22 protein-coding genes, 3 tRNA genes and 1 pseudogene are annotated in these 22,036 nt (G+C 70.9%); 9 read left to right on the forward strand and 17 right to left on the reverse strand.

Translation table 11 applies throughout. The features are described 5' to 3' along the window. Positions 1–65 precede the first annotated feature (65 nt). Positions 66–842: a dimethylargininase gene (gene ddaH, locus SMIR_RS01120; RefSeq protein WP_168498149.1), complete on the forward strand. Its 777-nt coding sequence runs from the start codon at positions 66–68 to the stop codon at positions 840–842. Between the two features lie 194 nt (positions 843–1,036). Then, positions 1,037–2,014: an acyl-ACP desaturase gene (locus SMIR_RS01125; RefSeq protein WP_212726316.1), complete on the forward strand. Its 978-nt coding sequence runs from the start codon at positions 1,037–1,039 to the stop codon at positions 2,012–2,014. A gap of 21 nt (positions 2,015–2,035) precedes the next feature. Here SMIR_RS01125 and SMIR_RS01130 read toward each other — a convergent pair whose 3' ends face one another. The 7 genes from SMIR_RS01130 to SMIR_RS01160 all read right to left on the reverse strand — a co-directional run bounded on the left by SMIR_RS01130 (position 2,036) and on the right by SMIR_RS01160 (position 8,740). Then, the gene (locus tag SMIR_RS01130; RefSeq protein WP_249938310.1) at positions 2,036–5,404 is read right to left on the reverse strand and encodes a hypothetical protein; all 3,369 of its coding nucleotides are present in this window, start codon (positions 5,402–5,404) and stop codon (positions 2,036–2,038) included. Positions 5,405–5,498: 94 nt separating this feature from the next. Next, positions 5,499–5,575 (reverse strand) — tRNA-Trp (locus SMIR_RS01135). Positions 5,576–5,584: 9 nt separating this feature from the next. Next, positions 5,585–6,787 carry a leucine-rich repeat domain-containing protein gene (locus tag SMIR_RS01140; RefSeq protein WP_212726317.1) on the reverse strand — a complete coding sequence of 401 codons (1,203 nt, stop codon included), beginning with the start codon at positions 6,785–6,787 and terminating at the stop codon, positions 5,585–5,587. Beyond that, positions 6,781–8,118, reverse strand: coding sequence for an SDR family NAD(P)-dependent oxidoreductase (locus SMIR_RS01145; RefSeq protein WP_168498144.1), 1,338 nt, complete (start codon positions 8,116–8,118; stop codon positions 6,781–6,783). Before SMIR_RS01145 ends, SMIR_RS01140 begins: the two co-directional genes overlap by 7 nt. Positions 8,119–8,146: 28 nt before the next feature. Next, a tRNA-Glu gene (locus SMIR_RS01150) sits at positions 8,147–8,218 on the reverse strand. 31 nt (positions 8,219–8,249) lie between these two features. Continuing rightward, a tRNA-Ala gene (locus SMIR_RS01155) sits at positions 8,250–8,321 on the reverse strand. 170 nt (positions 8,322–8,491) lie between these two features. Continuing rightward, positions 8,492–8,740 (reverse strand): WhiB family transcriptional regulator, encoded by a 249-nt coding sequence (locus SMIR_RS01160; RefSeq protein WP_179436804.1) that lies wholly within the window; start codon positions 8,738–8,740, stop codon positions 8,492–8,494. A 234-nt stretch (positions 8,741–8,974) separates the two neighbouring features. On the opposite strand from SMIR_RS01160, the gene SMIR_RS01165 reads away from it, so the two are divergent. Beyond that, positions 8,975–9,766, forward strand: coding sequence for a VOC family protein (locus SMIR_RS01165; RefSeq protein ID WP_168498142.1), 792 nt, complete (start codon positions 8,975–8,977; stop codon positions 9,764–9,766). A 197-nt stretch (positions 9,767–9,963) separates the two neighbouring features. Beyond that, complete coding sequence (locus SMIR_RS01170; RefSeq protein WP_422664503.1) at positions 9,964–10,629, forward strand: TetR/AcrR family transcriptional regulator; 666 nt, start codon at positions 9,964–9,966, stop codon at positions 10,627–10,629. A 56-nt stretch (positions 10,630–10,685) separates the two neighbouring features. Here the strand turns inward: SMIR_RS01170 and SMIR_RS01175 are convergent, their stop codons facing one another. Then, entirely contained in the window at positions 10,686–11,723 is a 1,038-nt protein-coding gene (locus SMIR_RS01175; protein WP_168498138.1) for a LacI family DNA-binding transcriptional regulator, read from the reverse strand. Between the two features lie 189 nt (positions 11,724–11,912). After that, entirely contained in the window at positions 11,913–12,929 is a 1,017-nt protein-coding gene (gene ligD, locus SMIR_RS01180) for a non-homologous end-joining DNA ligase (protein WP_212726318.1), read from the reverse strand. A 137-nt stretch (positions 12,930–13,066) separates the two neighbouring features. Here ligD and SMIR_RS01185 point away from each other — a divergent pair, with 137 nt between their 5' ends. After that, complete coding sequence (locus SMIR_RS01185; RefSeq protein ID WP_212726319.1) at positions 13,067–13,531, forward strand: hypothetical protein; 465 nt, start codon at positions 13,067–13,069, stop codon at positions 13,529–13,531. On the opposite strand, the pseudogene SMIR_RS01190 reads toward SMIR_RS01185, so the two are convergent. The 7 genes and pseudogenes from SMIR_RS01190 to SMIR_RS01220 form a co-directional block, all read right to left on the reverse strand. After that, positions 13,532–14,535: pseudogene (locus SMIR_RS01190) on the reverse strand (IS5 family transposase). A gap of 261 nt (positions 14,536–14,796) precedes the next feature. Then, positions 14,797–14,985 (reverse strand): hypothetical protein, encoded by a 189-nt coding sequence (locus tag SMIR_RS01195; protein ID WP_168498132.1) that lies wholly within the window; start codon positions 14,983–14,985, stop codon positions 14,797–14,799. 77 nt (positions 14,986–15,062) lie between these two features. Continuing rightward, positions 15,063–16,556 carry an IS607 family element RNA-guided endonuclease TnpB gene (gene tnpB / locus SMIR_RS01200; protein ID WP_212726320.1) on the reverse strand — a complete coding sequence of 498 codons (1,494 nt, stop codon included), beginning with the start codon at positions 16,554–16,556 and terminating at the stop codon, positions 15,063–15,065. Continuing rightward, complete coding sequence (locus SMIR_RS01205; RefSeq protein ID WP_168498126.1) at positions 16,553–17,137, reverse strand: IS607 family transposase; 585 nt, start codon at positions 17,135–17,137, stop codon at positions 16,553–16,555. Before SMIR_RS01205 ends, tnpB begins: the two co-directional genes overlap by 4 nt. Positions 17,138–17,170: 33 nt before the next feature. Then, positions 17,171–17,311: a hypothetical protein gene (locus SMIR_RS01210; protein WP_168498123.1), complete on the reverse strand. Its 141-nt coding sequence runs from the start codon at positions 17,309–17,311 to the stop codon at positions 17,171–17,173. Between the two features lie 73 nt (positions 17,312–17,384). After that, entirely contained in the window at positions 17,385–17,669 is a 285-nt protein-coding gene (locus SMIR_RS01215) for a DNA-binding protein (protein WP_249938311.1), read from the reverse strand. 210 nt (positions 17,670–17,879) lie between these two features. Continuing rightward, the gene (locus SMIR_RS01220; RefSeq protein WP_168486638.1) at positions 17,880–18,560 is read right to left on the reverse strand and encodes a hypothetical protein; all 681 of its coding nucleotides are present in this window, start codon (positions 18,558–18,560) and stop codon (positions 17,880–17,882) included. 147 nt (positions 18,561–18,707) lie between these two features. Between SMIR_RS01220 and SMIR_RS01225 the strand changes: the two genes are divergently transcribed. Then, positions 18,708–19,031 carry a hypothetical protein gene (locus SMIR_RS01225; RefSeq protein ID WP_168498122.1) on the forward strand — a complete coding sequence of 108 codons (324 nt, stop codon included), beginning with the start codon at positions 18,708–18,710 and terminating at the stop codon, positions 19,029–19,031. A gap of 95 nt (positions 19,032–19,126) precedes the next feature. Here SMIR_RS01225 and SMIR_RS44235 read toward each other — a convergent pair whose 3' ends face one another. After that, positions 19,127–19,255, reverse strand: a complete 129-nt coding sequence (locus SMIR_RS44235; protein WP_283959536.1) for a hypothetical protein — start codon at positions 19,253–19,255, stop codon at positions 19,127–19,129. 211 nt (positions 19,256–19,466) lie between these two features. Here SMIR_RS44235 and SMIR_RS01230 point away from each other — a divergent pair, with 211 nt between their 5' ends. The 3 genes from SMIR_RS01230 to SMIR_RS01240 all read left to right on the forward strand — a co-directional run bounded on the left by SMIR_RS01230 (position 19,467) and on the right by SMIR_RS01240 (position 22,034). Next, complete coding sequence (locus SMIR_RS01230; protein ID WP_212726321.1) at positions 19,467–19,673, forward strand: hypothetical protein; 207 nt, start codon at positions 19,467–19,469, stop codon at positions 19,671–19,673. A 132-nt stretch (positions 19,674–19,805) separates the two neighbouring features. Continuing rightward, positions 19,806–20,876, forward strand: coding sequence for an ATP-dependent DNA ligase (locus SMIR_RS01235; RefSeq protein WP_212726322.1), 1,071 nt, complete (start codon positions 19,806–19,808; stop codon positions 20,874–20,876). A gap of 156 nt (positions 20,877–21,032) precedes the next feature. Then, entirely contained in the window at positions 21,033–22,034 is a 1,002-nt protein-coding gene (locus tag SMIR_RS01240; protein WP_248003741.1) for a DUF3048 domain-containing protein, read from the forward strand. Positions 22,035–22,036: the final 2 nt, after the last annotated feature.

Here is a 22,036-nt window from a genome sequence, read left to right on the forward strand (position 1 = left end):
TGTTGTGCGCGCGAACGGCGCTGCATGATGTGCGCCGACGCACCCTGCCGATTCGGAGACCGCACGTGCCCAGCCAGAAAGCCCTCATCCGCAGGCCCAGTCCCCTTCTCGCCGAAGGACTGGTGACGCACATCGAGCGCGAGAAGGTGGACGTCGACCTGGCCGTCGAACAGTGGGAGGGGTACGCCGAGGCGCTGCGCACGCACGGCTGGGAGACCGTCGAGGTCGATGCGGCCGACGACTGCCCCGACTCGGTGTTCGTCGAGGACGCCGTGGTCGTCTTCCGCAATGTCGCGCTGATCTCCCGCCCCGGCGCCGAGTCCCGGCGCGCCGAGACCGCCGGGGTCGAGGAGGCCGTGGCCCGGCTGGGCTGCTCGGTGAACTGGATCTGGGAGCCGGGGACCCTGGACGGCGGTGACGTCCTGAAGGTCGGCGACACGGTGTACGTGGGCCGCGGCGGGCGCACCAACGCGGCCGGGGTCCAGCAGCTGCGGGCGGCCCTCGAACCGCTCGGGGCGCGGGTCGTGGCCGTACCCGTGACCAAGGTGCTGCATCTGAAGTCGGCGGTCACCGCGCTGCCCGACGGGACGGTGATCGGCCATGAGCCCCTGGTGGACACGCCCTCGCTGTTCCCGCGCTTCCTGCCGGTGCCGGAGGAGTCCGGGGCGCATGTCGTGCTGCTCGGCGGCGGGAAGCTGCTGATGGCGGCGAGCGCCCCGCAGACGGCGGAGCTGCTCACGGGCCTCGGTCACGAACCGGTTCTCGTGGACATCAGCGAGTTCGAGAAGCTCGAGGGCTGTGTGACATGCCTCTCGGTACGACTGAGGGAGCTGTACCTCTGAGCACGCCCGCTCCCCGCTGGGACCCCCACTGATCAGGCACTCTTTACAGCACACTTAACCTACGGTTTCGTAACCTACGGATACGTAGCCTACGATGCCGTAGGTTTCGTCTCCGCTCGGAAACTCGCCGAGTGACTCGCTCGGCAACCCGCTCAGTAACTCGCTCGATATTTTCACGTCCCCCTGGAGCACCCGTGACGATCACTTCTCCCCACCTTGGCAGCCCGTCCGCCGCCTGGACCGACGCTCGGCTGCTGTACGCGCTGGAAGAAGTGGTCGAGACCGAGCTCAACCGCCACCTCAAGGTGGCCAAGGACTGGATGCCGCACGAGTACGTGCCGTTCAGCGACGCCCGCAACTTCCCCGGCTTCTTCGAGGACGGCGAGGCCTGGGGCAAGGAGCAGTCCAAGGTCACGGAGATCGGCCGGATCGCGCTGGTCGTCAACCTGCTCACCGAGGACAACCTGCCGAGCTACCACCACGAGATCGCCGCACTCTTCGGCCGTGACGGCGCCTGGGGCACCTGGGTGCACCGCTGGACCGCGGAGGAGGGCCGGCACGGCATCGTGATGCGCGACTACCTGCTCGCTTCCCGCGCCGTCGACCCCGACAAGCTCGAGGCGTTCCGTATGGCGCACATGAACGAGGGCTTCGAGTCGGACAACCGCCACTCGATGCTGCACACGGTCGCGTACGTCGCCTTCCAGGAGCTCGCGACCCGCGTCTCGCACCGCAACACCGGTCACCAGTCGGGCGACCCGGTCTGCGACCGCATGCTGGCGCGCATCGCGACCGACGAGAACCTGCACATGGTCTTCTACCGGAACCTGCTCAAGGCCGCGTTCGAGCTGGCCCCCGACCTGAGCATGCAGGCCGTCCGCGACGTCATCGTCAACTTCCGGATGCCCGGACACGGCATGCCCGGTTTCGAGCGCGCCGCCGCGCAGATGGCCATCGGCGAGGTCTACAACATGCGCATCCACCACGACGACGTGCTGCAGCCGGTGCTGCGCCACCTGAAGGTCCTGGAGATGGACGGCCTCGGCCCCGAGGGCCTGCAGGCCCAGGAGGAGCTCGGCTTCTTCATGGGCGGCCTGGACGCGGAGGCCTCGAAGTTCGACGAGAAGCTCGCGACCCGCAAGGCGCGGATGGCCGCGCGCGCCGCCGGCTGACCCTCTCCGGTCGAAGCCGCCTCACTCGTACGCCGTCACCTGGTCCAGCGCCGCGTCCCGCACGTCGGCCACCGGGTGGCGGCGCAGTGCTCTCAGCCGCTCCCGCCAGGGCGCGGCCCAGCCCGTGCGGGCGCCGATCGCCCCGGTGACGGCCGCCGCGAGCAGTCCCTCGCCGTGACCGCCGTGCGCGTCCAGCCGCCGCACCACGTCCAGCAGGACGTCGGGATCCCCCTCGTGCGCCTGCCGCCGCAGTCGCTCCCCGAGCTCCTGGGCCGTCCGTGCGGCCAGCGCCGGGCGTCCCTCGGTGAGGGCGGCCAGGCGCCGCAGGTCCCCCGGTTCCCCGTCCAGGTCCAGGTGGAACGCCGTGATCGCGACCGCCTGCGGTACGAAGGCGTCGTACCCGGCGAGCAGCTCGCCGGCGGCGAGAGCCGCGGGCCGGATGGGTCGCGGGGCCGTCCTGGCCTGCTGGGCGAGGCGCACGACGAGGTGGTCGACGCGCCGCCTGGCCGGTCGGTCGCGCCGCTCGCCGGCATCGGCACGGCCGGTCTCCTCCGTCGCAGCGGCCGTCTCCGCCTCCGCCAGCGCCCGCAGCGCCTCCTGAAGGCCCCGGCCGCCGCGCGGTGAGCCCGCCGCCGCGGTCACCAGGCCATTGGCCGCCGCGCGCCAGCCGATGCGTCCCGTCAGATCGGTGACGGCGTCGGCGAGGACCGTCGGCGACTCGGGGGACCAGGGCGCCCAGCGGGCCAGGGCGTCGAAGGCGAGGGTGGCGGTCTCGGGGTCGTCGGTGGACGACACGTCGCGGACCAGCCCGGCGTACCGCTCGCGGTGGGGCTCGGGCAGGTCAAGCGGGGTGACGCGCAGGATCGCGGTACGGAGCACCGGCTCGGCGCCCGCGGCATCGCGCAGCAGGCCCCACACCGGTTCCTCGGCGAGCAGGCCGCCCGCGAAGGCGACGATGGCCGCGCGGACGTCGACATGGGTGCCCGGCGCCGCGTACGCCTCGGTCAGCAGCGCCGCCGCCCGTGGCATCGGGAGCCGTACGGCGGCGAGCCGGGCGGCCTCCTTGCGGCTGGTCACCTTGGCGCGCGGCGCGAAGAGCACCGCGCGCAGCTCTGCGGCCAGCAGCGAGGGTGCCGCGTACCGGGATGCCTGCGTGGCCGCGTAGACCGCGACCCGCGCCCGCTCGCCACCCACGTGCGCCAGCAACTCGGGCAGCGCGTCGGCGGGCCGGTCCGTACGGGCGAGTGCGGCGAGCGCCGCCTCGGCGAGCGGCACGTGCGCGGAATCGGTCCAGTGACGTACGAGATCGGCGCCGCGACCCGGGACAAGGGCGGCCTGCGCGACGGCTGCGGCACGCACGAAGAGCGGCAGCGCGGCGTCCTCGGCACGGTCCGCCAACTGTCGTGCCACCGCGCGCTGTTGGCGTGGTACCCAGCGCCGTATGTCACGGACCACCGGTACGGTCCAGGGGGTGCCCGTGGTCAGGAAGCGGCCGTACGGAGGAGCCTCGGCGAGCAGCGGGTCGAGCAGATCGGTGCGGCGCCGGGTGACGATCCCCACGACGGGCCACAGCACGCCCGCGGACAGTTCGAACGCGAGTACGCGGGCCACCCGTTCGTCGCGGGTCGCGGGCGGCTCGAGCCACAGTTCGACCGCACAGCGCATGGTCACGTCGTCGCCGTACCGGATGGCCTGCCAGAGCAGGTCCTGCAGTTCGGGCATACCGGCGGCGCGCCGTCCCACCGCACGGGCGAGCGTGAAGGCGAGGCTGTAGTCGGCCTTTTCCGCGCCCGCCTCGATCCAGGGGCGCAGGGCCTCGTACACCTGGTGCTCCTGGCCCCGCCGCAGGGTCGTGTCGAGGCGGCCGAGGTCGACGTCACCGGTGCTGCCGGATATCCGGACCAGGGTGCGCAGGGCCCAGTTCACCAACTCCCGCCGCCCGCCCGCCGCGTGCTCGCGCAGGACGGACAGGGCGAGGCGACTGAGATTCTGCCGGGTGGCGGGCGAGGAGTCGCGGGCCTCGACGGCGTCCGCGGCGATACGGTCGAGGTGCGGCTCGGCGTCCTCGGTGAACAGCGCGGGCCGTACCCCGGACAGTGCGCCGAGCGCGGCCGAGCGTACCGGGTCGTGTTCGTTGCGCAGCCGGCCCATCTCCTCCAGGACGGAGGTGACGGCCGCGCTGTCGCCGGAGCCGGCGGCGTTGCGGATGAGCAACGGCCAGGCCTCGGCACGGTCTTCGGCGGCCGGGCGGCGGGTGGCCTCGACGAGTCGGGCGCGCGCCTCCGCGACGGGCAGGAAGGAATCGGCGAGCAGCAGGGAGTTCCAGAGGGCGCCGCGCTCGCGTGCGACGGCGGCCATGCGGCGGGCCTCCTCCGCCACACAACTGCGCGGCAGGACGTCGAGGATGACCGCGTCGATGGTGACGTTTCCGGCTCCACGACCTTCCTGCGCGGCCTGGTAGAAGGCGTGGCGTCGCGCAGGCGGCAGCGCCTTCACGAGCGGCGCGAGATCCCCCCAGTCGGCCAAGACCTGGCTGAATGCCAGGAGTTCGGGTGCGTCGGAACGGGCAAGCCTGCGCAGCACGGCGGGGCTCAGGGCCCGATAGCGGCGCGCGGCGAATCCGGCGGGGGTGAGCAGCAGCCGCAGCAGCCCGCTCGGGTCGGTCGCCGCGAACCGCGGAAAGTGGTCGTGCAGTTGGAGAGGCAGGGTGGCGGGCCCGAAGCGTTCGAGAAGGTCGAGCACGCGCAGGGGCTCCGCCGCGACCGTGGCGGCCACACCTGGGACGTACCGGCCCCACCAGGTGTCCCGCAGGGCCTCGGGGAGCGCCGCCAACTCGTCTTCGGCGACGTCGAGAAGGGTGCCGGGATGCCGCCTGGCGAGGGCCTTCCAGCCGGTGACGGCGTGGAAGAGTTCGGGCAGCAGCCGGGCGACCGTCTCCGGCGCGCACCCCGGCAGCAGGCGGGCCGCCTCCGCGTCGCCCCAGTCCCGCCGCAGCCCCGGCAGCAGCCGCTCGGCCAGTGCGGTGCGCCGTCCCACGACGATCGCGCGCAACAGCTCCCTGCGGACCGCCTCTGGAGCGTCGTCGAGCGCCGACTCGTAGGCGGAGTCGGGTACTTGGAGGCTGTCCGCGACCCGGAGAGCCTGTCCGCGCACGAAGGCGTCCGGGTCGGCGATGCGGTCCGCGATCCACTCGGCGTCGCCGCCGACGGCGGCCGCGACGACGGCGATCCCCCGTTCGTACGGTCCGCGGGATTCGAGTTCTTCCAGGACGGGCCGCAGCGGGACCGGCTCCCGCACCCGCAGGGCGAGTTCGCGCATGCGCTGGGGGAAGGGCAGCGGGTCGAGGGCGTTGAGCAGACTTTCGGCGTGCCGCTGCGGGGTGCGATCCATGCGGGGATTGTGCCTGCTGAAGTACGCGCGGCGTACTGATTTCCCGGTGCGCTCCGGCGGGCCGGGGCCATCGCCCGAAACCCTGGGGGAAGGGGGCAGGGCGGCTGGATTCGAACCAGCGTGTTCCGGTTTTGGAGACCAGGTGCGCCTGCCTCTGCGCTACGGCCCCGCCCTTGAGGCCTAGCGTAGCGGCGCCGTGCGGTGGACGCTGCGTACGGCGGCGACGTCGGCGGGGACCGACGGCATCGGGATGTGCGCGCTGAGCGCGTCCAGGCGCCGCTTCACACTGGTCGCGATGGACTGCCCCAGCACGAAGCGGGTCGCGGTCGCGGCGCGCGGGGCGGTGTCGAGGAGACGATGGGCCTCGCGGCTGCGCATGCCGGTGTGGGAGAGGACGAGGTGGGTGAGGCGGTGTTCGGCGCTCGCGAGGGTGTGTGCGATGTCGGTGGCCGCGGTGAGGTCGACGCGGTTGTCGGCGGCGCCGAGCACCGCGGCCGCCCGCACCCGCCCGAGGTCGAGCAGGGCGACCCCCGCCGCGGTCGCCGCCGCCACCAGCCGGGCGGCGGCGTTCGGCCCGATGCCGTTGCTGGCGACGGAGAGCCGGGCGAGCCGTCCGTGCGGTGCCCGTGCCAGCGCGTCGGAGAGACGCAGCGCGCCCACGTCGCCCAACTGTGCGGCGGATACGTAGAGTTCGTCCACCGCGCCCTCGGCGATCAGCGCGGACAGCGGCACCGCACCCGCCGCGCCCAGCGGATTGCCGCCCACGAACAACCGCTCGATGCGGCGGCCGTTCTGCGTCGCGGCGAGGAGGGCGTCGGCGAGGACGACGGCGCCCGTCGCGTCGAGCCCGGTCTGCACGAGGTCGAGCGTGCGCAACGATCGTGCGGCCTCGACGAGTTCGGCCGCGGCACGCCCTCCCCCGCTGCCGAGCGGGTTGCGTTTGAGCCAGACGCCCGTGACGACGCGCGGTGAGGCACGGAGGTTGTCGGCGATGCGGCAGGCGCCGCCCGCGGTGATCCCGTTGCAGCCGAGGTACAGCGTCTCGACCTCGGCACGCGCGGCGACCGCGGCGGCACCCTCGTCGCCGAGCCCGTCGGTGCCGAGCAGCAAGTGCCGTACGGGAGAGGGTCCGTCCGAGACGGCGGACATCTCGGAGAGGGCCTCGGCGACCAGCGCCGCGCCCCGCGCTCCGAGTCCCTGCTTGCACAGGTCGAGGCGCCCGTCGGGCAGCGCCGTACCGGCCGTGAAGTCCAGCCGCTCGCCGGCCGGGCGCCCGTCGCGCAACCAGTCGAGCAGCGGGGCGAGTTCGGTCAAAGGGCGCGGTACGACCGCCGGTACGCCCGCGAACCGCGGGTCCGGCCTCCGCTCCGGCTCGGTCACCATTCCGCCTCCTGGTAGTCCTTGAGGAACACCCCGGACACGGGTGCGCCCGCCTCGCCCCGCACGATCGGGTCGTACACCCGGGCCGCTCCGTCCACGATGTCGAGGGGGGTGCGGAACCCCGCGCCCGCCATCCGCTCCTTCTTGGGGGCGGGGTTCTCGTCGGTGATCCAGCCGGTGTCGACGGCGCACATGTGCACCCCCTGCTCGGCGAGTTCGGCGGCGCTGGTGCGTGTGAGCATGTTGAGGGCGGCCTTGGCCATGTTGGTGTGCGGATGGCCCGCCGTCTTGTTGCGTACGGCGAAGCGGCCCTCGACGGCGGTCACGTTGACGACATATCGCCGCGGGTGGGGCGAGGCGAGCAGCAGGGGCAGCAGCCGGTCGCAGAGCAGTGCCGGGGCGAGCGCGTTGACCAACTGGGTCTCCAGGACCTCGGCCGGGTCGAGTTCGCCCAGCCTGGCCGACCAGGAGTTCTCCGGGGAGGGATCGGGCAGCAGCCCGGCCTCGTCGGCCTCCCGCAACGCCGCGGGGAGCGCCGAGGGACCACCACCGGCCAGCGCCCGCATCGCTGTGAACCCCGGCGCCTCCCGAGCCCCTTCGGGCAGCGCGGCGCGCTCCCCGCCCGCCAGCAGCGCGTACGACTCGGCGGGCCGCCGCACCGTCTGCGCGGCGTTGTTGACCAGAATGTCGAGGGGCTCACCCTCCTGCCTCAGTTGCTCGCAGATCCCCAGTACCTGACGAGGATCACGGAGGTCCACCGCCAGCACCGTCAGCCGGTCCAGCCACTTCGCGCTGCCCGGTTCGGCGCGGAAGCGACGCATGGTGTCGTGCGGAAAGCGGCTGGTGACCAGGAGTTCGGCGCCGTCGCGCAGCATCATCAGGGCCAGCTGGAAACCGATCTTGACCCGGCCTCCGGTGAGCAGCGCGCGACGGCCGCTCAGGTCGGTGGTGAGCGCACGCCGGGCGGTGTTGTCCGAGGCACAGTCCGGGCACAGCCGGTGGTAGAAGGCGTCGACCTGTCGATAGGGCGTCTTGCAGACATAGCAGGAACGGGGCTTGACGAAGACGCCGCCACCCCCGGGACGGTCGAGCGGAGCGTCCTCCCGCCGGTCGAGCGCTCCCGTCGCGGTCGCGGCCATCACGGCCGCGTCGGCGGCGGAGAGTTCGGCGCCGCGCACCTTGCGCCTGCGCACCCGCCCGTCTCTCGCGAAGGACGCGGCGACCTGTTCGGCGCGCAGCCTCACCGGGTCGTCGACGGGCAGTGCCCGCAGCTTGCCGACCGTACGGTGGAACGCCGCCAGTTCGTCCTGTGTGATCGCGCCGCCGTCACCCATGTGTCCCCGCCCCGCGTGTGCGCCGCCGTGATCCTGACCGGATTCGAACCGGCGTATCCGCCTTGAGAGGGCGGCGAGTCTGCCTCTGCTCTACAGGACCCCGCTGTCCCGGTCCGTCCGGCCGGACGCAGCCCGGACGACCGGATTCGAACCGGCGTATCCGCCTTGCCAAGGCGGCGAGTCTGCCTCTGCTCTACGCCCGGGTGCGCCACGGCGATCCTAACCACCGCCACCGGATCGCCCCACCGAATTACGGCAGGGCCCCGGCCCTGGGCATGGCACCGAACCGGGGCAAGGCACCGCCCGGACGCGGCCGTTCACGGCGTCCGGCGCGGGGCCCGGCGTCGTAGGGGTCAGTTCGGCGTCGTAGGGGTCAGTTCTGGTCCGAGCGCCGAAGGCTGAGCCGTTCCTTCTCGGACAGGCCGCCCCAGACGCCGAAGCGTTCATCGTTGTTCAGCGCGTACTCGAGGCAGGCGGAGCGCATCTCGCACATCCCGCAGATGCGCTTTGCCTCACGCACCGAGCTGCCCGGCTCGGGAAAGAAGAAATCGGCCCCGGTCTGCGCGCACAACGCCTGCTCCTGCCAGGCGGAGTCGGCCGGGGTCATGGTGTCGGTGTGCATGACGAGGATCGTGCCGCGCGGCGAAAAACGTTCGATCAACGCGGGATCAACGCCACGTTCCGAGGTACCAGGCGGCTCGCCGCAAAGTATGAAAACAAAACAAACATAACCGATCACCCAGGGTAATCGCAATGGTCTCTCCCGCCCGCGGTGGGAGTCCTGTCAGCGATTGTCAGTGGGCGGTGCCAGACTCGGCAGTACAGGCAACGGGACCCCTCAAAAGGAGGGCACAACATGCTCACCACCCGTTTCGTCACCGGCGCTCCGAACTGGCTCGATGTCGGCACCCCCGACATCGAAGGCGCCTCATCCTTCTATGGCGGCCTCTTCGGCTGGCAGTTCCAGTCGGCAGGGCCCGACGCCGGCGGCTACGGTTTCTTCCAGCTCGCCGGAAAGACCGCCGCGGGCGGTATGCAGACCACCGAGGAGCAGGGCCCGCCCTCCTGGACGGTGTACTTCCAGAGCCCCGACGCGCAGGCCACGGCCAAGGCCGCCGAGCAGGCCGGCGGCAGTGTGATCGTCCAGCCCATGGATGTCATGGGCCAGGGCCACATGGCGATTCTCGGGGACGAGGCGGGTGTGCCCTTCGGTATCTGGCAGCCGGCCCTGACCAAGGGCATCGACGTGGCGGGTGACCCGGGTTCACTGTGCTGGGTCGAGCTCTACACCCCGGACGAGCCGGCGGCCGCCGCGTTCTACAACTCCGTGTTCGGCTGGGAGACCTCGGCCGCCTCGTTCCCCGGGGGCACGTACACCTGTATCAACCCGGCCGGGGCGGAGGAGTCGGACATGTTCGGCGGTGTCGTCCCGCTGGCCGACGACCCGACCGAGGCCCAGTCGGGCGCGTACTGGTTGCCGTACTTCGAGGTCACCGACACGGACGCCGCCGTCAGCAAGGCCCAGGAGCTGGGTGGCACGGTCCGGATGCCCGCCACGGACCTGGAGGGCGTCGGCCGCATGGCGAAGCTCGCCGATCCGTACGGGGCGCGCTTCGCGGTCATCAAGAGCGCGACGCGGGAGAGCTGAACATACGGGCCGAGTCGGTGGGGCCCCTGCGCTTGGGCCCCACCGACCTCCTCATGGCCGCAGCCACCGGGCCCCCGTCCGGGGAATGCGCCCTCGGCCCCCGCGCGGAGGGCCACGCGCCCCCGGCGGCTGCGACGAGCCCAACCGATATCATCAGTTCCGGGGAGTGCTCCCCGGTACTTTCGGGAGGCGACATGATGAAAGTCGACGCGAACGGGCCCGATCCGGTGCGGCGACGCGACGCGCGGCGCAATCGCGAGCTGTTGGTCGAGGCGGCTCGCGAGGTGTTCGCCGCGCAGGGCCTGGACGCGCCGCTCGATGTGATCGCACGCCGGGCCGGTGTCGGAAACGCCACGCTCTACCGGCACTTCCCCAGCCGCGCCGCACTGGTCGACGCGGTCTTCCGCGACTCGCTCACGCAGACCATGGACGCAGGAGACCGGGCCAGGACCGCCGAGGACGCCTGGGCTGGTCTGCTGGGATACGTCGAAGAGGTCTTCGAGGGCCTCGCCGCCGACCGCGGCGCCAACGATCTGATGACCACCCACCTGGAGGGCGTCCACTCCCTCGACTCCGTGCACGCCCACAACCGGGAGACGGTGGAGGTGCTCCTGCGCCGCGGCCGCGAACAGGGCACGCTCCGCGACGATCTCACCACTGAGGACCTCCTCGTCGCGCTGGCCGTACTCGGCCGCGCCGTCCCGGCCCTCACGAGTACGGCCCCGGACGCCTGGCGCCGCCCGCTCGCCCTCCTCCTCGACGGCCTGCGTGCCTCCCCCACCGCCGCCCCGCTGCCCGAGCCGTCGCTCACCGCGCCCCAACTCGGAACGTTCCTGGGCAACTTGGGACCGCACCGGGACTGAAGGAAGCGAACGGAGACGAACCAGAGCGGGTGGGCGCACCACGGGGAGCAACGGTCCTACGCGGAAAGCCGCCGTACCAACGTCGTCGGCAGCACCACGCCGGCGGGGGCGCCGTCCGCGCCCTGCTTGCCCGCCCGGCGATCGAGGTCCCGCAGCAGCAGCCGAGCCATCAACCGGCCCATCTCCTCTATGTCCTGACGGACCGTCGTGAGCGGTGGGTCCGTCTGTTCGGCGACCGGCAGCATGTCGTCGAAGCCGATCACGGCGACGTCGTCCGGCACCCGCCGCCCCCGCTCTCGCAGCACCCGCAGGGCTCCCGAGGCCGTCAGATCGTTGGCCGCGAACACCGCGTCGACGTCCGGGCAGCGCTCCAGCAGCTCCCGCATCGCACGCTCGCCGCCCGCGGGCGTGAAGTCGCCCTCGACGACGAGCCGCGGATCGGCGTCGCCCATGACGTCCCGGAAGCCGTCGAGCCGGTCGACCGCGGACGTCTGGTCGAGGGCGCCGGTGATGTGCGCGATACGCGTGCGGCCGAGTCCGACGAGATGGCGTACGGCCTCTCGGGCGCCGCCCCGGTTGTCGCTGTCGACGTAGACGGCCCGCCGCGCGCCGTCGCCCCACCCGGGTCGCCCGCCGAACACGGTCGGCACGCCCGCGCCGTGGATCAGCTCCGGCAACGGGTCGTCGAGGTGCAGCGAGAAGACGAGCGCGCCGTCGACATGGCCGCCGGCGAGATAGCGGCCGACGCGCGCGTGGTCGTCACGGCCCTCGGTGAGCAGCAGGACGAGCTGCGAGTCGTGCGCGGTCAGCTCCTTGCTGATGCCGCGGAGCTGGAGGGCGAAGAAGGGGTCGGCGAAGACCCTGGTCTCCGGTTCGGCGATGACGACGGCGACGGCGTCGTGGCGCCGGGTGACCAGGCTTCGGGCGGCCTGGTTGGGGACGTAACCGAGCTCCTCGACGGCCTGTCTGACCCGCTCGACGAGCGGTTCGCGCACTCCGTCGCCGCCGTTGACGACGCGCGAGGCGGTGGCCCGTGAGACCCCGGCCCGCGCGGCCACGGCCTCCAGCGTGGGGCGCGACGCTGTCTCGGTCACCTCAGGGCTCCTCCTCGGCGGTTGCCAAGAAGGATAGCCCCGGACAGCACGTGGTGAGAGCGCTCCCCGACCGACGTCCACCGCGCCACTGCGGGACTGCCGACCGACGTCCACCGCGCCGCCGAGGGACTGCCGACCGACGTCCACCGCGCCGCCGAGGGACTGCCGACCGGAGCCGCCGGACAGGCCCTAGCCGTCCTCACGTTTGGCTCGGCTCGGTTGTACCCGTTTGGGCTCGCCCGGCATCTTCGGGTACTCGGGGGGATACGGCAGGTCCCCGAGACCGTGGTCGTGTTCGTCGCGGCTGGCCAACTCCAGGAGCGCTTCGAGTGAGAAGGCGTGGTCGTCCATGTCGGCGTGCACATCGCCGAGTTCGGCGAAGCGCTTGGGCATGGTCGCCAGGTCGAAGTCCCGGGGACGCGCTTCGGCCACCTCGTCCCAGCGCAGGGGCGCGGAGACGGGGGCGTGCGCGCGGGGCCGTACCGAGTAGGCGGAGGCGATCGTGCGGTCCCGCGCGGTCTGGTTGTAGTCGACGAAGATCTTCTCGCCGCGTTCCTCCTTCCACCAGGCGGTGGTCACCTGCTCGGGCATCCGACGTTCGAGTTCGCGCCCGGCGGCGATCGCGGCCCGGCGCACCTGGGTGAAGGTCCAGCGCGGCGCGATCGGGACGAAGACGTGCAGCCCTCGACCTCCGGAGGTCTTGGGCCAGCCGCGCAGATCGCCGTACTCGTGCAGGACCTCGCGCAGCTCATGGGCTGCGCGCACGGCGTCGTCGTAGTCCGTGCCGGGCTGTGGGTCGAGGTCGATGCGGAGTTCGTCGGGGTGGTCGACGTCGTCGCGGCGCACCGGCCACGGGTGGAAGGTGAGGGTGCCGTACTGCGCGGCCCACACCACGGCCGCGACCTCGGTGGGGCACATCTCGTCGGCGGTGCGCCCGCTGGGGAAGGTGATGTGCGCGGTCGGGATCCAGTCGGGCATGTTCTTGGGCGCCCGCTTCTGGAAGAAACTCTCGCCCGTGACGCCCTCCGGGTACCGCTCCAGGGTGGTGGGGCGGATGCGCAGGGCGCGCAGGATGCCCTCGCCGACGGACAGGTAGTACTGGGCGAGGTCCAGCTTCGTGAAGCCGCGCTCCGGAAAGAAGATCTTGCCCGGGCTGGACAGACGTACGGTCCTCCCGGCTGCGTCGAGTTCCACCGCATCGGCCATGCGAGCCACGGTAGGCGCAGCGCGCACACCTCGCACACCGGGCGAAAGGCATCGTGTCGCCGCAGAATCGAAACGCTCCTCATCCAGACCTACAGCAAGGTCGCGGACCTCAAGGGGGCGAAGGACGTCTCTAACCGGTGGGTGAAGTCGCACGAGGCGACGATCAAGCACCTGGAGGCGTACGCGAAGCGCGAGGACAAGGCGCTCCGCAGCCTCGCGGCGAAACGGGACTCGGTCGCGACGAAGCTGAAGTCGCGCCGAAGAACCTCGCCGCCTTGCAGAAGTCGTGGTCCGACGAGGTCAAGTCGGTGGCGTCCGGCGTGATGCAGGGCTTCAGCATCGTCACGGAGGCGCCCCAGGACGGGTTCGCGTGGTCCGCTCAGGACGTCGTCAACAAGATGCGCGACCAGATGAGCAAGGCGGTCCAGTTTGCGGCCCAGCTGCGCGCATCGCAGAAGAAGGGACTGTCGTCGGACCTGATCGCGCAGATCGCGCCGCCGGAGTGGACCAGGGCGGGGCGACCGCAACCGCTCTGGCCGGGGCGTTGCGGGTCGCGGGTTCGGGTTGCGGAGGAACGCTCTAGGGCGCGTATCGAGTCGTGATCAATGGGTGGTCCGGGTGAGGTCTTTGATCCAGATCATCGAGGCGCGTAGGTGGAGGCCGGCGAGGTAGCTGTCCGGGGTCTTGTCGTATCGGGTGGCGATGCCTCGCCAGGCCTTGAGCTTGTTGATCAGGCGCTCGACGGTGTTCCTCTCCTTGTAGAGGTCGGCGTCGTGGCTGACGGGGCGGCCGCCCCCGGAGCCCTTCTTCTTTCGGTTGGCGGCCTGGTCCTTCTTCTCCGGGATGACTGCCTTGATGCCGCGTTGGCGCAGGTGGGCCCGGTTGCCGCGGGACGAGTAGGCCTTGTCTCCGGCGACCGCGTCCGGCCGGGTGCGGGGACGGCCGACGGGGCCGCGGACCCTTAACTTCTTGAGCACCGGGATGAACTGCGGACTGTCCGCGGCCTGGCCCGCGGTCAGCACGAACGCCAGCGGGCGGCACTTGCGGTCGGCGGCCAGGTGGACCTTGCTGGTCTGCCCGCCCCTGGAGCGTCCGAGGAGAGCGGCCTTCAGGCGGAGTCTTCGCCGACGCCGGATGCGTCGTCGTTCCTCCCACTCGGGATCTGCTGTGACGTCCTGCCCGCTTTGTTCTTCGAGGCTGCCCCCTTTGACCTGGTCTTCTCCTCCTCGGCGGCAGCCTTCTCCAGTGCAGTGATGACGTCCTCGCCCAGGTGCATCCCGGCGGCGTCGTGGTGTGCCCGCGCGGTGGTGGAGTCGATGCTGACCAGGGACAGGTCCACCTCGCCCCGCTTCGCCGCTTCCGCGATCAGACCCTCCAGCAGGGCCTCGAAGACGCCGGCGTCACGCCACTGCCGGAAGCGGTTGTGCACGGTCGACCAGGCGCCGAACTCCCGCGGCATCTCCCGCCACTGCCCGCCGGTCTTGAACCGCCAGATCACACCCTCGAACTGGTACCGAAGCCGTTCGGGGTACGGGCCGTACGCGCCGATCGGCAGGTACGGCCCGATGAACTCCCACTCTGCATCCGTCAGTTGCACTCGCGTCACGCAAGAAGGCCTACCGGACCAGACCCCGCCGCGAGAGCAAATCCCGCAGATTGATCACGACTCGATACGCGCCCTAACGCGACGGTCACGTCTTCCTCCTGTTGCGGACAGCTGCCCCAGATCCGGGGCTGGTGACCCGCCCGCCCTCCGTTGAGCTTGGGGTGCGAGGACGGGCAGGCGTTCGTGCGGCGACCGCCCCACGTGGGGACATAGGGCGGCCGCCCCTTCTCACCGCCGGACAGGGAAGCCGACGGCGAGTGCTTAGATCCGCGTACCGACCGCGATCGTGTCGCTGCCGGCCAGTCGTGCGATCGCCCGCAGCATGACGGCCAGGCGGCGCTCGCCGAGCTCGGATGCCGCCGCAAGGGAGACACCACCGATACCCAGCATCGACAGCGTCAGCCCGAGGAACGCGCGTTGCTCGTCATCCAGGCCGAGGCCTGTAGACACGCCCCATCAACCGTTGCTTCGAGTCTCAGCGACTCTCAGTATTCCGGGTGTTTCCGCCCGGAAGGTTCGTGACGGTGTCACCAGAGCGCGAGTTGCTCGCGCCTGGTGTCCTGTCGACGATCTCTCGTTTCCGTCCCCTGGCGGGGTGTTGCGCCAGCTGCCCGCGTGCCGGTCCCCTTGCGGGTTCGGGCGGTGCGGGTCTTCTGGTTGGCTCCACGAGGCTTCGGCACCACCACCAGGGGGCCCGGGTCTCCGGTCACTCCGGTACCCGTTTTACCGTTGGCCGCCGCGAGGGCGGCCAGGTTGTGGCCTGCGTTCGCGTCCCGGTCCAGGACGAGTCCGCAGGCGTCGCACTCGAAGACGCGCACGCCGAGGGGCAGTTTGGCTTTCACCGCACCGCAGCGGGAGCAGGTCTTCGAGGAGGGCATCCAACGGTCGGCGACGACAAGACGTCCACCGTGGCGCTGGGTCTTGTAGGTGAGCTGGCGCCGCAGTTCCCCGAACGCCGCGTCGGAGATACGGCGGGACAGACGCCGGTTGCGGACCATGCCTTTCACGTTGAGGTCCTCGACCACGACGGTGCCGTACTCGGCGGGGATACGCGCCGTGGCCTGGTGGAGATGGTTCTCCCGCAGGTTCGCCACCCGGTGGTGCACCCGGTTACGGACCGCGTTGGCTTTCTCCCAGCGACGGGACGGGGCCTGTCCGGTGCGCCGGTTGGGGCCGCGTCGGCGGGAGACGGTCCGGGAGGCCTTCCGGAGCTGCGTGAGTGCCTGGTCGTAGTGTTTGGGGTTCGCGACCTCGCGGACCTCGCCGGCCGAGTCCGCCATGACAAGGAGAGTCTTGACGCCGAGGTCGATCCCGACCGCCGTGCCGGGGCGGATGGCAGGAGCGATGGTGTGGCGTTCCTCGGTCTGCAGGACCGCGAACCAGCGGCCCCGCTCGAACCGCACCGTCACCGACAGAATCCGCCTCCCGCCTTCGGCGATCGCGTCCACGAGGGGCTGGACGTCCTCGTGGAGGCGGATCCGGCCGAGGCGGGGCAGGACGATATGCCGCCGGTCATCGAGGCGGATGGTGCCGGTGGTGAACTTGCACGCCGGACGAGCCTTCCGCTTCGACTTGAAACGGGGTCTGCCCATCCGGGCGCCCTTGCGCTCGCCGCGCCGGGACTTGGCGTAGTTGTCGAACGCGGCGGCAGCGTTCGCGAGGCCGGTGTTGTAGGCCTCCTTCGAGTTCTGTGCCCACCACTCCCGCAGGAACGGGTCGGTGTGTTTGGCCTCGTTGAACGCCTTCCGCAACGACGGCAGCGACCACGACCGCCACGCAACGCGCTCTGCCTCGGGGACGCCGTAGGTCTCCTCCGCTGCGCGCTGCGACCAACTCGCCAGCACATGCCGCACCGCCCAGTTGTAGGCGACCCGCGCCGCCCCGCAATGCGAGGCCAGAGCCTGCAGGGCGGACGCGTTGGGATCGAGGGCGAGCCTGTGGCCCACGACGTGGAAGCCGGGCCGCGCCTCGAACCCCCGGCGCTTCTTCTTCCCGTTCCCGGCAGGCTCCGCCCCGCTCACCCGGTCGTCTCCGCCGCCGGGGCGGTGGCCTCGGCGATAGCGCGTGCGGCCCGGTTCTTCGCCGCTCGCTGCCCATACAGTCGGGCACACATCGAGGTGAGGACTTCGGTGATGTCCCGGACCAGGTCGCTGGTCGTCTCCTGCGGATCGAGTACCACCAGACGCCGGCCGGAAGCCGACAGTGCCGATTCCAGCTGCTCGACACCGAAACGGGCCAGCCGGTCGCGATGCTCCACGACGATGACGGCAACGGCCGGGTCCGACAGGACACGGTGCAGCTTGCGCCGATTCCCGTTCAATCCCGACCCGACCTCGGTCACAACCTCGGCAACGGCGAGCCCCAGCCCGCCTGCTCCCTGGACGACACGGGAGACCTGCCGGTCAAGATCCGCCTTCTGGTCGCCGGACGAAACACGGCAGTACGCCACCGTCCGCCCAACGACCTCGGGAGCGGACTCTTCGACCAGCCACATACCGGACGGCGTCTGCACGACAGGGACCGGCATACGCCCCTCCTTCGCCCAGGCCCACGCGGTCTGGTAGTGCACGCCGTTGCGCGCCGCCCACTCGGAAAGCTTCACGCAACCATGATAAAGACTGATGAAGGCAGATAACTACTGATGAAAAATACGACTGTTGTTCACCCCCACCGACCCGACCTTGGCCGCGCTGGGCGTGTCCAGGAGACCGAGCGCACCCAGCACGCTGCGGTGGGCGAGGATTGTTTCCTCCTCGACGAGTTCGTCAGTCGGCACCGGGGCGAGCGCCACGCGGGCGCGGATCTTGGCGACGGTCGCGGGGCCGAGGATCGCGAGGCGCTCCTCGCGGTCACCGCGATCTCCTCCTCGACCGGCGGGACGGCAGCGGCATCAGATGCGCCATCGGATGCGAGCCGGACACCCCGGCCGGCACCGCGGGCACGAGGGCCGCCGTCGGCTCGTGATGGAACTCGGCGTCTATCCGGTTGAGGTCGTCGTCAAAGAATGTGACGACCCGACACTTCGTCGAGTGCGGCAGCTTCTTGATGTGCCTGCGCAGCCACAACTCTTCGGCGCGGAGGATGGCCGCGACTTCGTGGTAGGCGTGGCCGCCGCCACATCGTGATGCGTACATGGCCAGCCGCACTCACGGATGGGGGGCGCCGCTCCACTCGATCGTGGGGTTTGATGTCAGATCCTCACCCGCACGAAGGGGCACTCGCATGAGTGCCCGATTTCAGCGGCGGTGCCAACCGGCTATGGACAGATCTTGCGGTCAGGGTCCCACCAGATGGGGTGGAACACGCGCAGGGTGCCGTGCAGCACGCCCCGGAGCGCCTCCCACCTATGCCTTGGGCACTGCCCATTCGACGGTGTCGCGGCCTGCCGCGCCGTAGACGATCCGGTCGGGACGGGTGCCTCGCTCGACCAAGTATGTGATCTTGCCTCGAAGGTGGCTGCCGGCGTTCACGGTGGCGCCGTTGCCGGCGTACTCGGGCTTGGGCACTCCGGAGCCGCTGACGTTGGGGGCGTCGAGGCGTGTGTCGTCGGGGAAGCCGAGGGCCCGGGGGCCTTGGGAGACGGTCACAGGGCTGCTCTTGGCGGCGACGCACACCTTGACTTCGAGGACGGACCAGACGGGGTGGGCGAAGTCGGAGGCTTCCTTCGTGAGGTCAACGTCCTTGGCGGGCTGGGCGTAGCTGAGGACGGTCGCAGTGCCGCTGATGGGCTTGCTCTGCGCCTTGTCGTCGGCGCTGTTGCTGCTGCAGGCGGTGATGGTGGCTGCGGCGAGCAGGGCGGCTACGGCGGCTCTACGGGCATGCATGGTCCCCCGAGGGCGTTCCATTGCTGAGGGGACGTCATGCGCCGTGCCGGGGCCGCGTGTACGCGGTGTGGCCGTCTCGTGACCGTGGGGGTGATGTCCGCCGCGTCGGACGAGGCGGCGCACGCCCTCCGAGGGTGCCGCCGACTGCCGGGCGACCTGGCGGGCGGTGAGGTGGCCGTGGCGGATGATCTGCGACTCCATGCCCTCCATGACGCGGCAGGGACCCGTTGGGGGAGTCGAGGCGCTGGACGGTATTGCTGACGTCGGCGTGCGGCAAGTTGCAGGGCCCATTAGGGCGATTAGAGTAGTAATTACCGCATTTGGCCTATATGACTGAGGGGTAAGGCCGTGAACGCCAGTCATTGGAAGCGATCCGTCGTCTTCAGCTCGACCCTCATTCTCGCCCTCGCTCCGGTGGGCCTGCAGCAGGCTTCGGCGGCCACGCCGAGCGAGACCCACGCGAGTGCGCCTACAGCCGTTTCAAATCAAAATGAATACCGCCGGGGCTACAAGGACGGCTTCCGGGATGGCTATAACGATGCCAGACGCGACTGCCACAGGGACCGCGGCGGGTATGGACACGGCCGCTCCAACGGCGACTACTACCGCGGCTACAGCGATGGCTTCGGCGACGGGTTTTCCCGGGCCGAACGGCAGTACTGCCACCACTAAGTGAGTGGCCGTAGAGAGCCCCCTCTAGATCCACTCGCTGGGTAGGGGTGGCCAAGCGAGGGTCTTGAAGCGGGGGTTGTAGAGCCCTCCCCTCTCTACCGGGCGTTGAGGAGCTCGGCGGGGACGGCGGCTTCGTGGACCTCGCGACGGTACCCGGCGAGGTTCTCGCCGCCGATGTTGACCTGCTTGGTGGTGCGCCTCACGCCGGCGTCGTCGAGCTCCATGGCGAGGCGCTCGGCGTCCCAGTCGCCATGGTCCTCGTCGAGGTTCTCCAGGCGGGCGAGCAGGTCGGCGGCACGGTGATGCCTGCTGCGCTGGCGATGGCGCCGGGGTCGTTGGCGGCCTCGCCGGTGAGCTGTCCGGCCTGTTCACGCAGGGCGCGGCCCTTGGAGCACTTGGCGCCCTGGGCGGCCTTGCCACTGTTGGCGCGGACGGATGCTCGGACACTGGTGCCCTCCGGGTCTCGGTGACGTCCTCGGGCAGGCCTCGGCGACGGCAGCGGCGCTGCGGGCAATCTCCGCGTACAGGGCGCCCGCGGCGGCGAGGTCCGCGGTGGACATCTGCGAGGCCATCGGCGACACCCGCCGGCAGGTGCGTCGCATCGTGCCCGACGGCGAGACCGAGACGGCCACCGAGCCCTGACGGGCGGGGCAGCCGTCTCACATTCATCTCACAGTCCTGCAGCTTGGCGGCGACAAAAGCCCAGGCCAGCGGGACCCTGGCGCTCAAGCGGCGGAGCGTGCGGACACCACGGACGACTCGTAGAGTCGAAGCATGGATCTGCCGGTGATGCCGCCCGTGAAGCCGATGCTCGCCAAGTCCGTGGCGAAGATCCCGCCGGACATGCAGTACGAGGCGAAGTGGGACGGGTTCCGCGCGATCGTGTTCCGCGACGGCGCCGAGGTCGAGCTCGGCAGCCGTACCGGCAAGACGCTGACCAGGTATTTCCCCGAGCTGGTGGCGGCGTTGCGGGAGCGGCTGCCGGAGCGCTGTGTGATGGACGGCGAGATCGTGATCGCCAGGGAGGGCCGGCTCGACTTCGACGCGCTCACCGAGCGCATCCATCCCGCGGACTCCCGGGTACGGATGCTGGCGGAGAGGACTCCCGCCTCCTTCGTGGCCTTCGATCTGCTGGCGCTGGCCGACGAGGCGCTGCTGGACGTGCCGCTCGGCGACCGACGGGCCCTGCTGACGATGGCGCTGTCGGGGGTGACGGCCCCGGTTCACGTGGCACCGGCGACCACGGACCGCGAGGTGGCGGAGCGGTGGTTCGAGCAGTACGAGGGCGCGGGCCTCGACGGGGTCATCGCCAAGCCGCTCAACCTGCGCTACCGGCAGGACGAGCGGGCCATGTTCAAGATCAAGCACGAGCGCACCGCCGACGTCGTCGTCGCGGGGTACCGCCTCCACAAGAGCGGGCCCGTCGTCGGTTCCCTGCTGCTCGGTCTGTACGACGACGGGGGCGCCCTCCAGCACGTGGGGGTGAGCGCCGCCTTCCCGATGAAACAGCGGGCACAGCTGGTGGAGGAGCTGGAGCCGCTGCGCATGGAGAACGTCGAGCGGCATCCCTGGGCGGCCTGGTCGCAGGAGTCGGCGCACGAGTCCGCGCGGCTGCCGGGCGCGCCCAGCCGGTGGTCGACGAAGAAGGACTTCTCCTGGGTGCCGCTGCGGCCCGAACGGGTGGCGGAGGTGGCGTACGACCACATGGAGAACGGCGTGCGGTTCCGTCACACGGCCCGCTTCCGCCGCTGGCGCCCGGACCGGACCGCGGAGAGCTGTACATACAGCCAGTTGGACGAGCCCGTCGGGTACGACCTCGCGGAGATCCTCGGCCCGCAGAACTGACTCCGTCACCCGCACAACCGACCCGCGGTCCGATGGGTCCAATAAGTGGGCTGATCGGCCCAACTCTGCGCACGCGAACAGAAGTGAGCGGGTATGGCCACCGATGAACCTATGAGCGCACAATCTGATGGCACGGGACAGGGTGGCACGTTGAGCATGCGACAGATGGCGCGGACGCGGTGCGGCGCGATGACGGTGGCGCTGCTGACCGTCGCCGCGGCCGGCTCCCTGATGACGGGCTGTTCCTCGGGCAGTAGCGCCACCGACGACGGACGCGCCCCGGCACCGAGCCGCAGCCAAGGGCAGGAGACGGGACCGGCACAGACCCCCTCGAGTGCCGCCAGTGCCGGTCCCGTACTCGCCGTGAAGATCGACAATGTGAGTGCGGCGCGCCCTCAAACGGGTCTCGACGCGGCGGACGTCGTCTACGCGGAGCAGGTCGAGGGCGGTCTGAGCAGGCTGATGGCCATCTACGCGAGCAAGCTGCCCAAGGCCGTCGGGCCGGTGCGCAGTGCGCGCGAGTCGGACCTGGAGCTGCTGCGCCAGTTCCACATGCCGACGCTCGCCTTCTCGGGTGCCCAGCACAAGCTGCTGCCGGTCATCGCCAAGGCGCCCCTGCACGCGGTGTCGGCCGACCAGGGCTCCAGCGCGTACTACCGCAGTGCCTCCAAGGTCGCCCCCCACAACCTCTTTCTGCACCCGAAGCAGCTCATGCGCTCCGCGCCGGGGGCCGACGCCCTCACCACCGGGTTCCACTTCGGTGCCGCCCCGGCGGGCGGGAGCCCGGAGACCTCCCGCACGGTGCGCTTCCCCGCGGCCCGCTTCACCTTCGCCTGGTCGGCGAGCAAGCACCGCTGGCTGGTGTCGATGGACGGGACGCCGACGGTGACGACGGACGGGAAGCGGGTGGCGCCCGCGACCGTCGTCGTGCAGTACGTGAAGGTGCGCAACTCCAAGTACCACGACTTCCTCGGCAACAACACGCCGTACACGGAGACGGTGGGCTCGGGCACGGCGAAGGTGCTGCGCGACGGCAAGGTCTTCGACGCCGACTGGAAGCGCCCGACCGCCGGCGACGGCACGGACTTCACGACCACCGCCGGTGCGCCGATGAACTTCGCGAAGGGGCAGGTGTGGGTGGTCTTCGCCGAGGCATGACG

The sequence above is a fragment of the Streptomyces mirabilis genome, assembly GCF_018310535.1.
Taxonomy (GTDB): domain Bacteria; phylum Actinomycetota; class Actinomycetes; order Streptomycetales; family Streptomycetaceae; genus Streptomyces.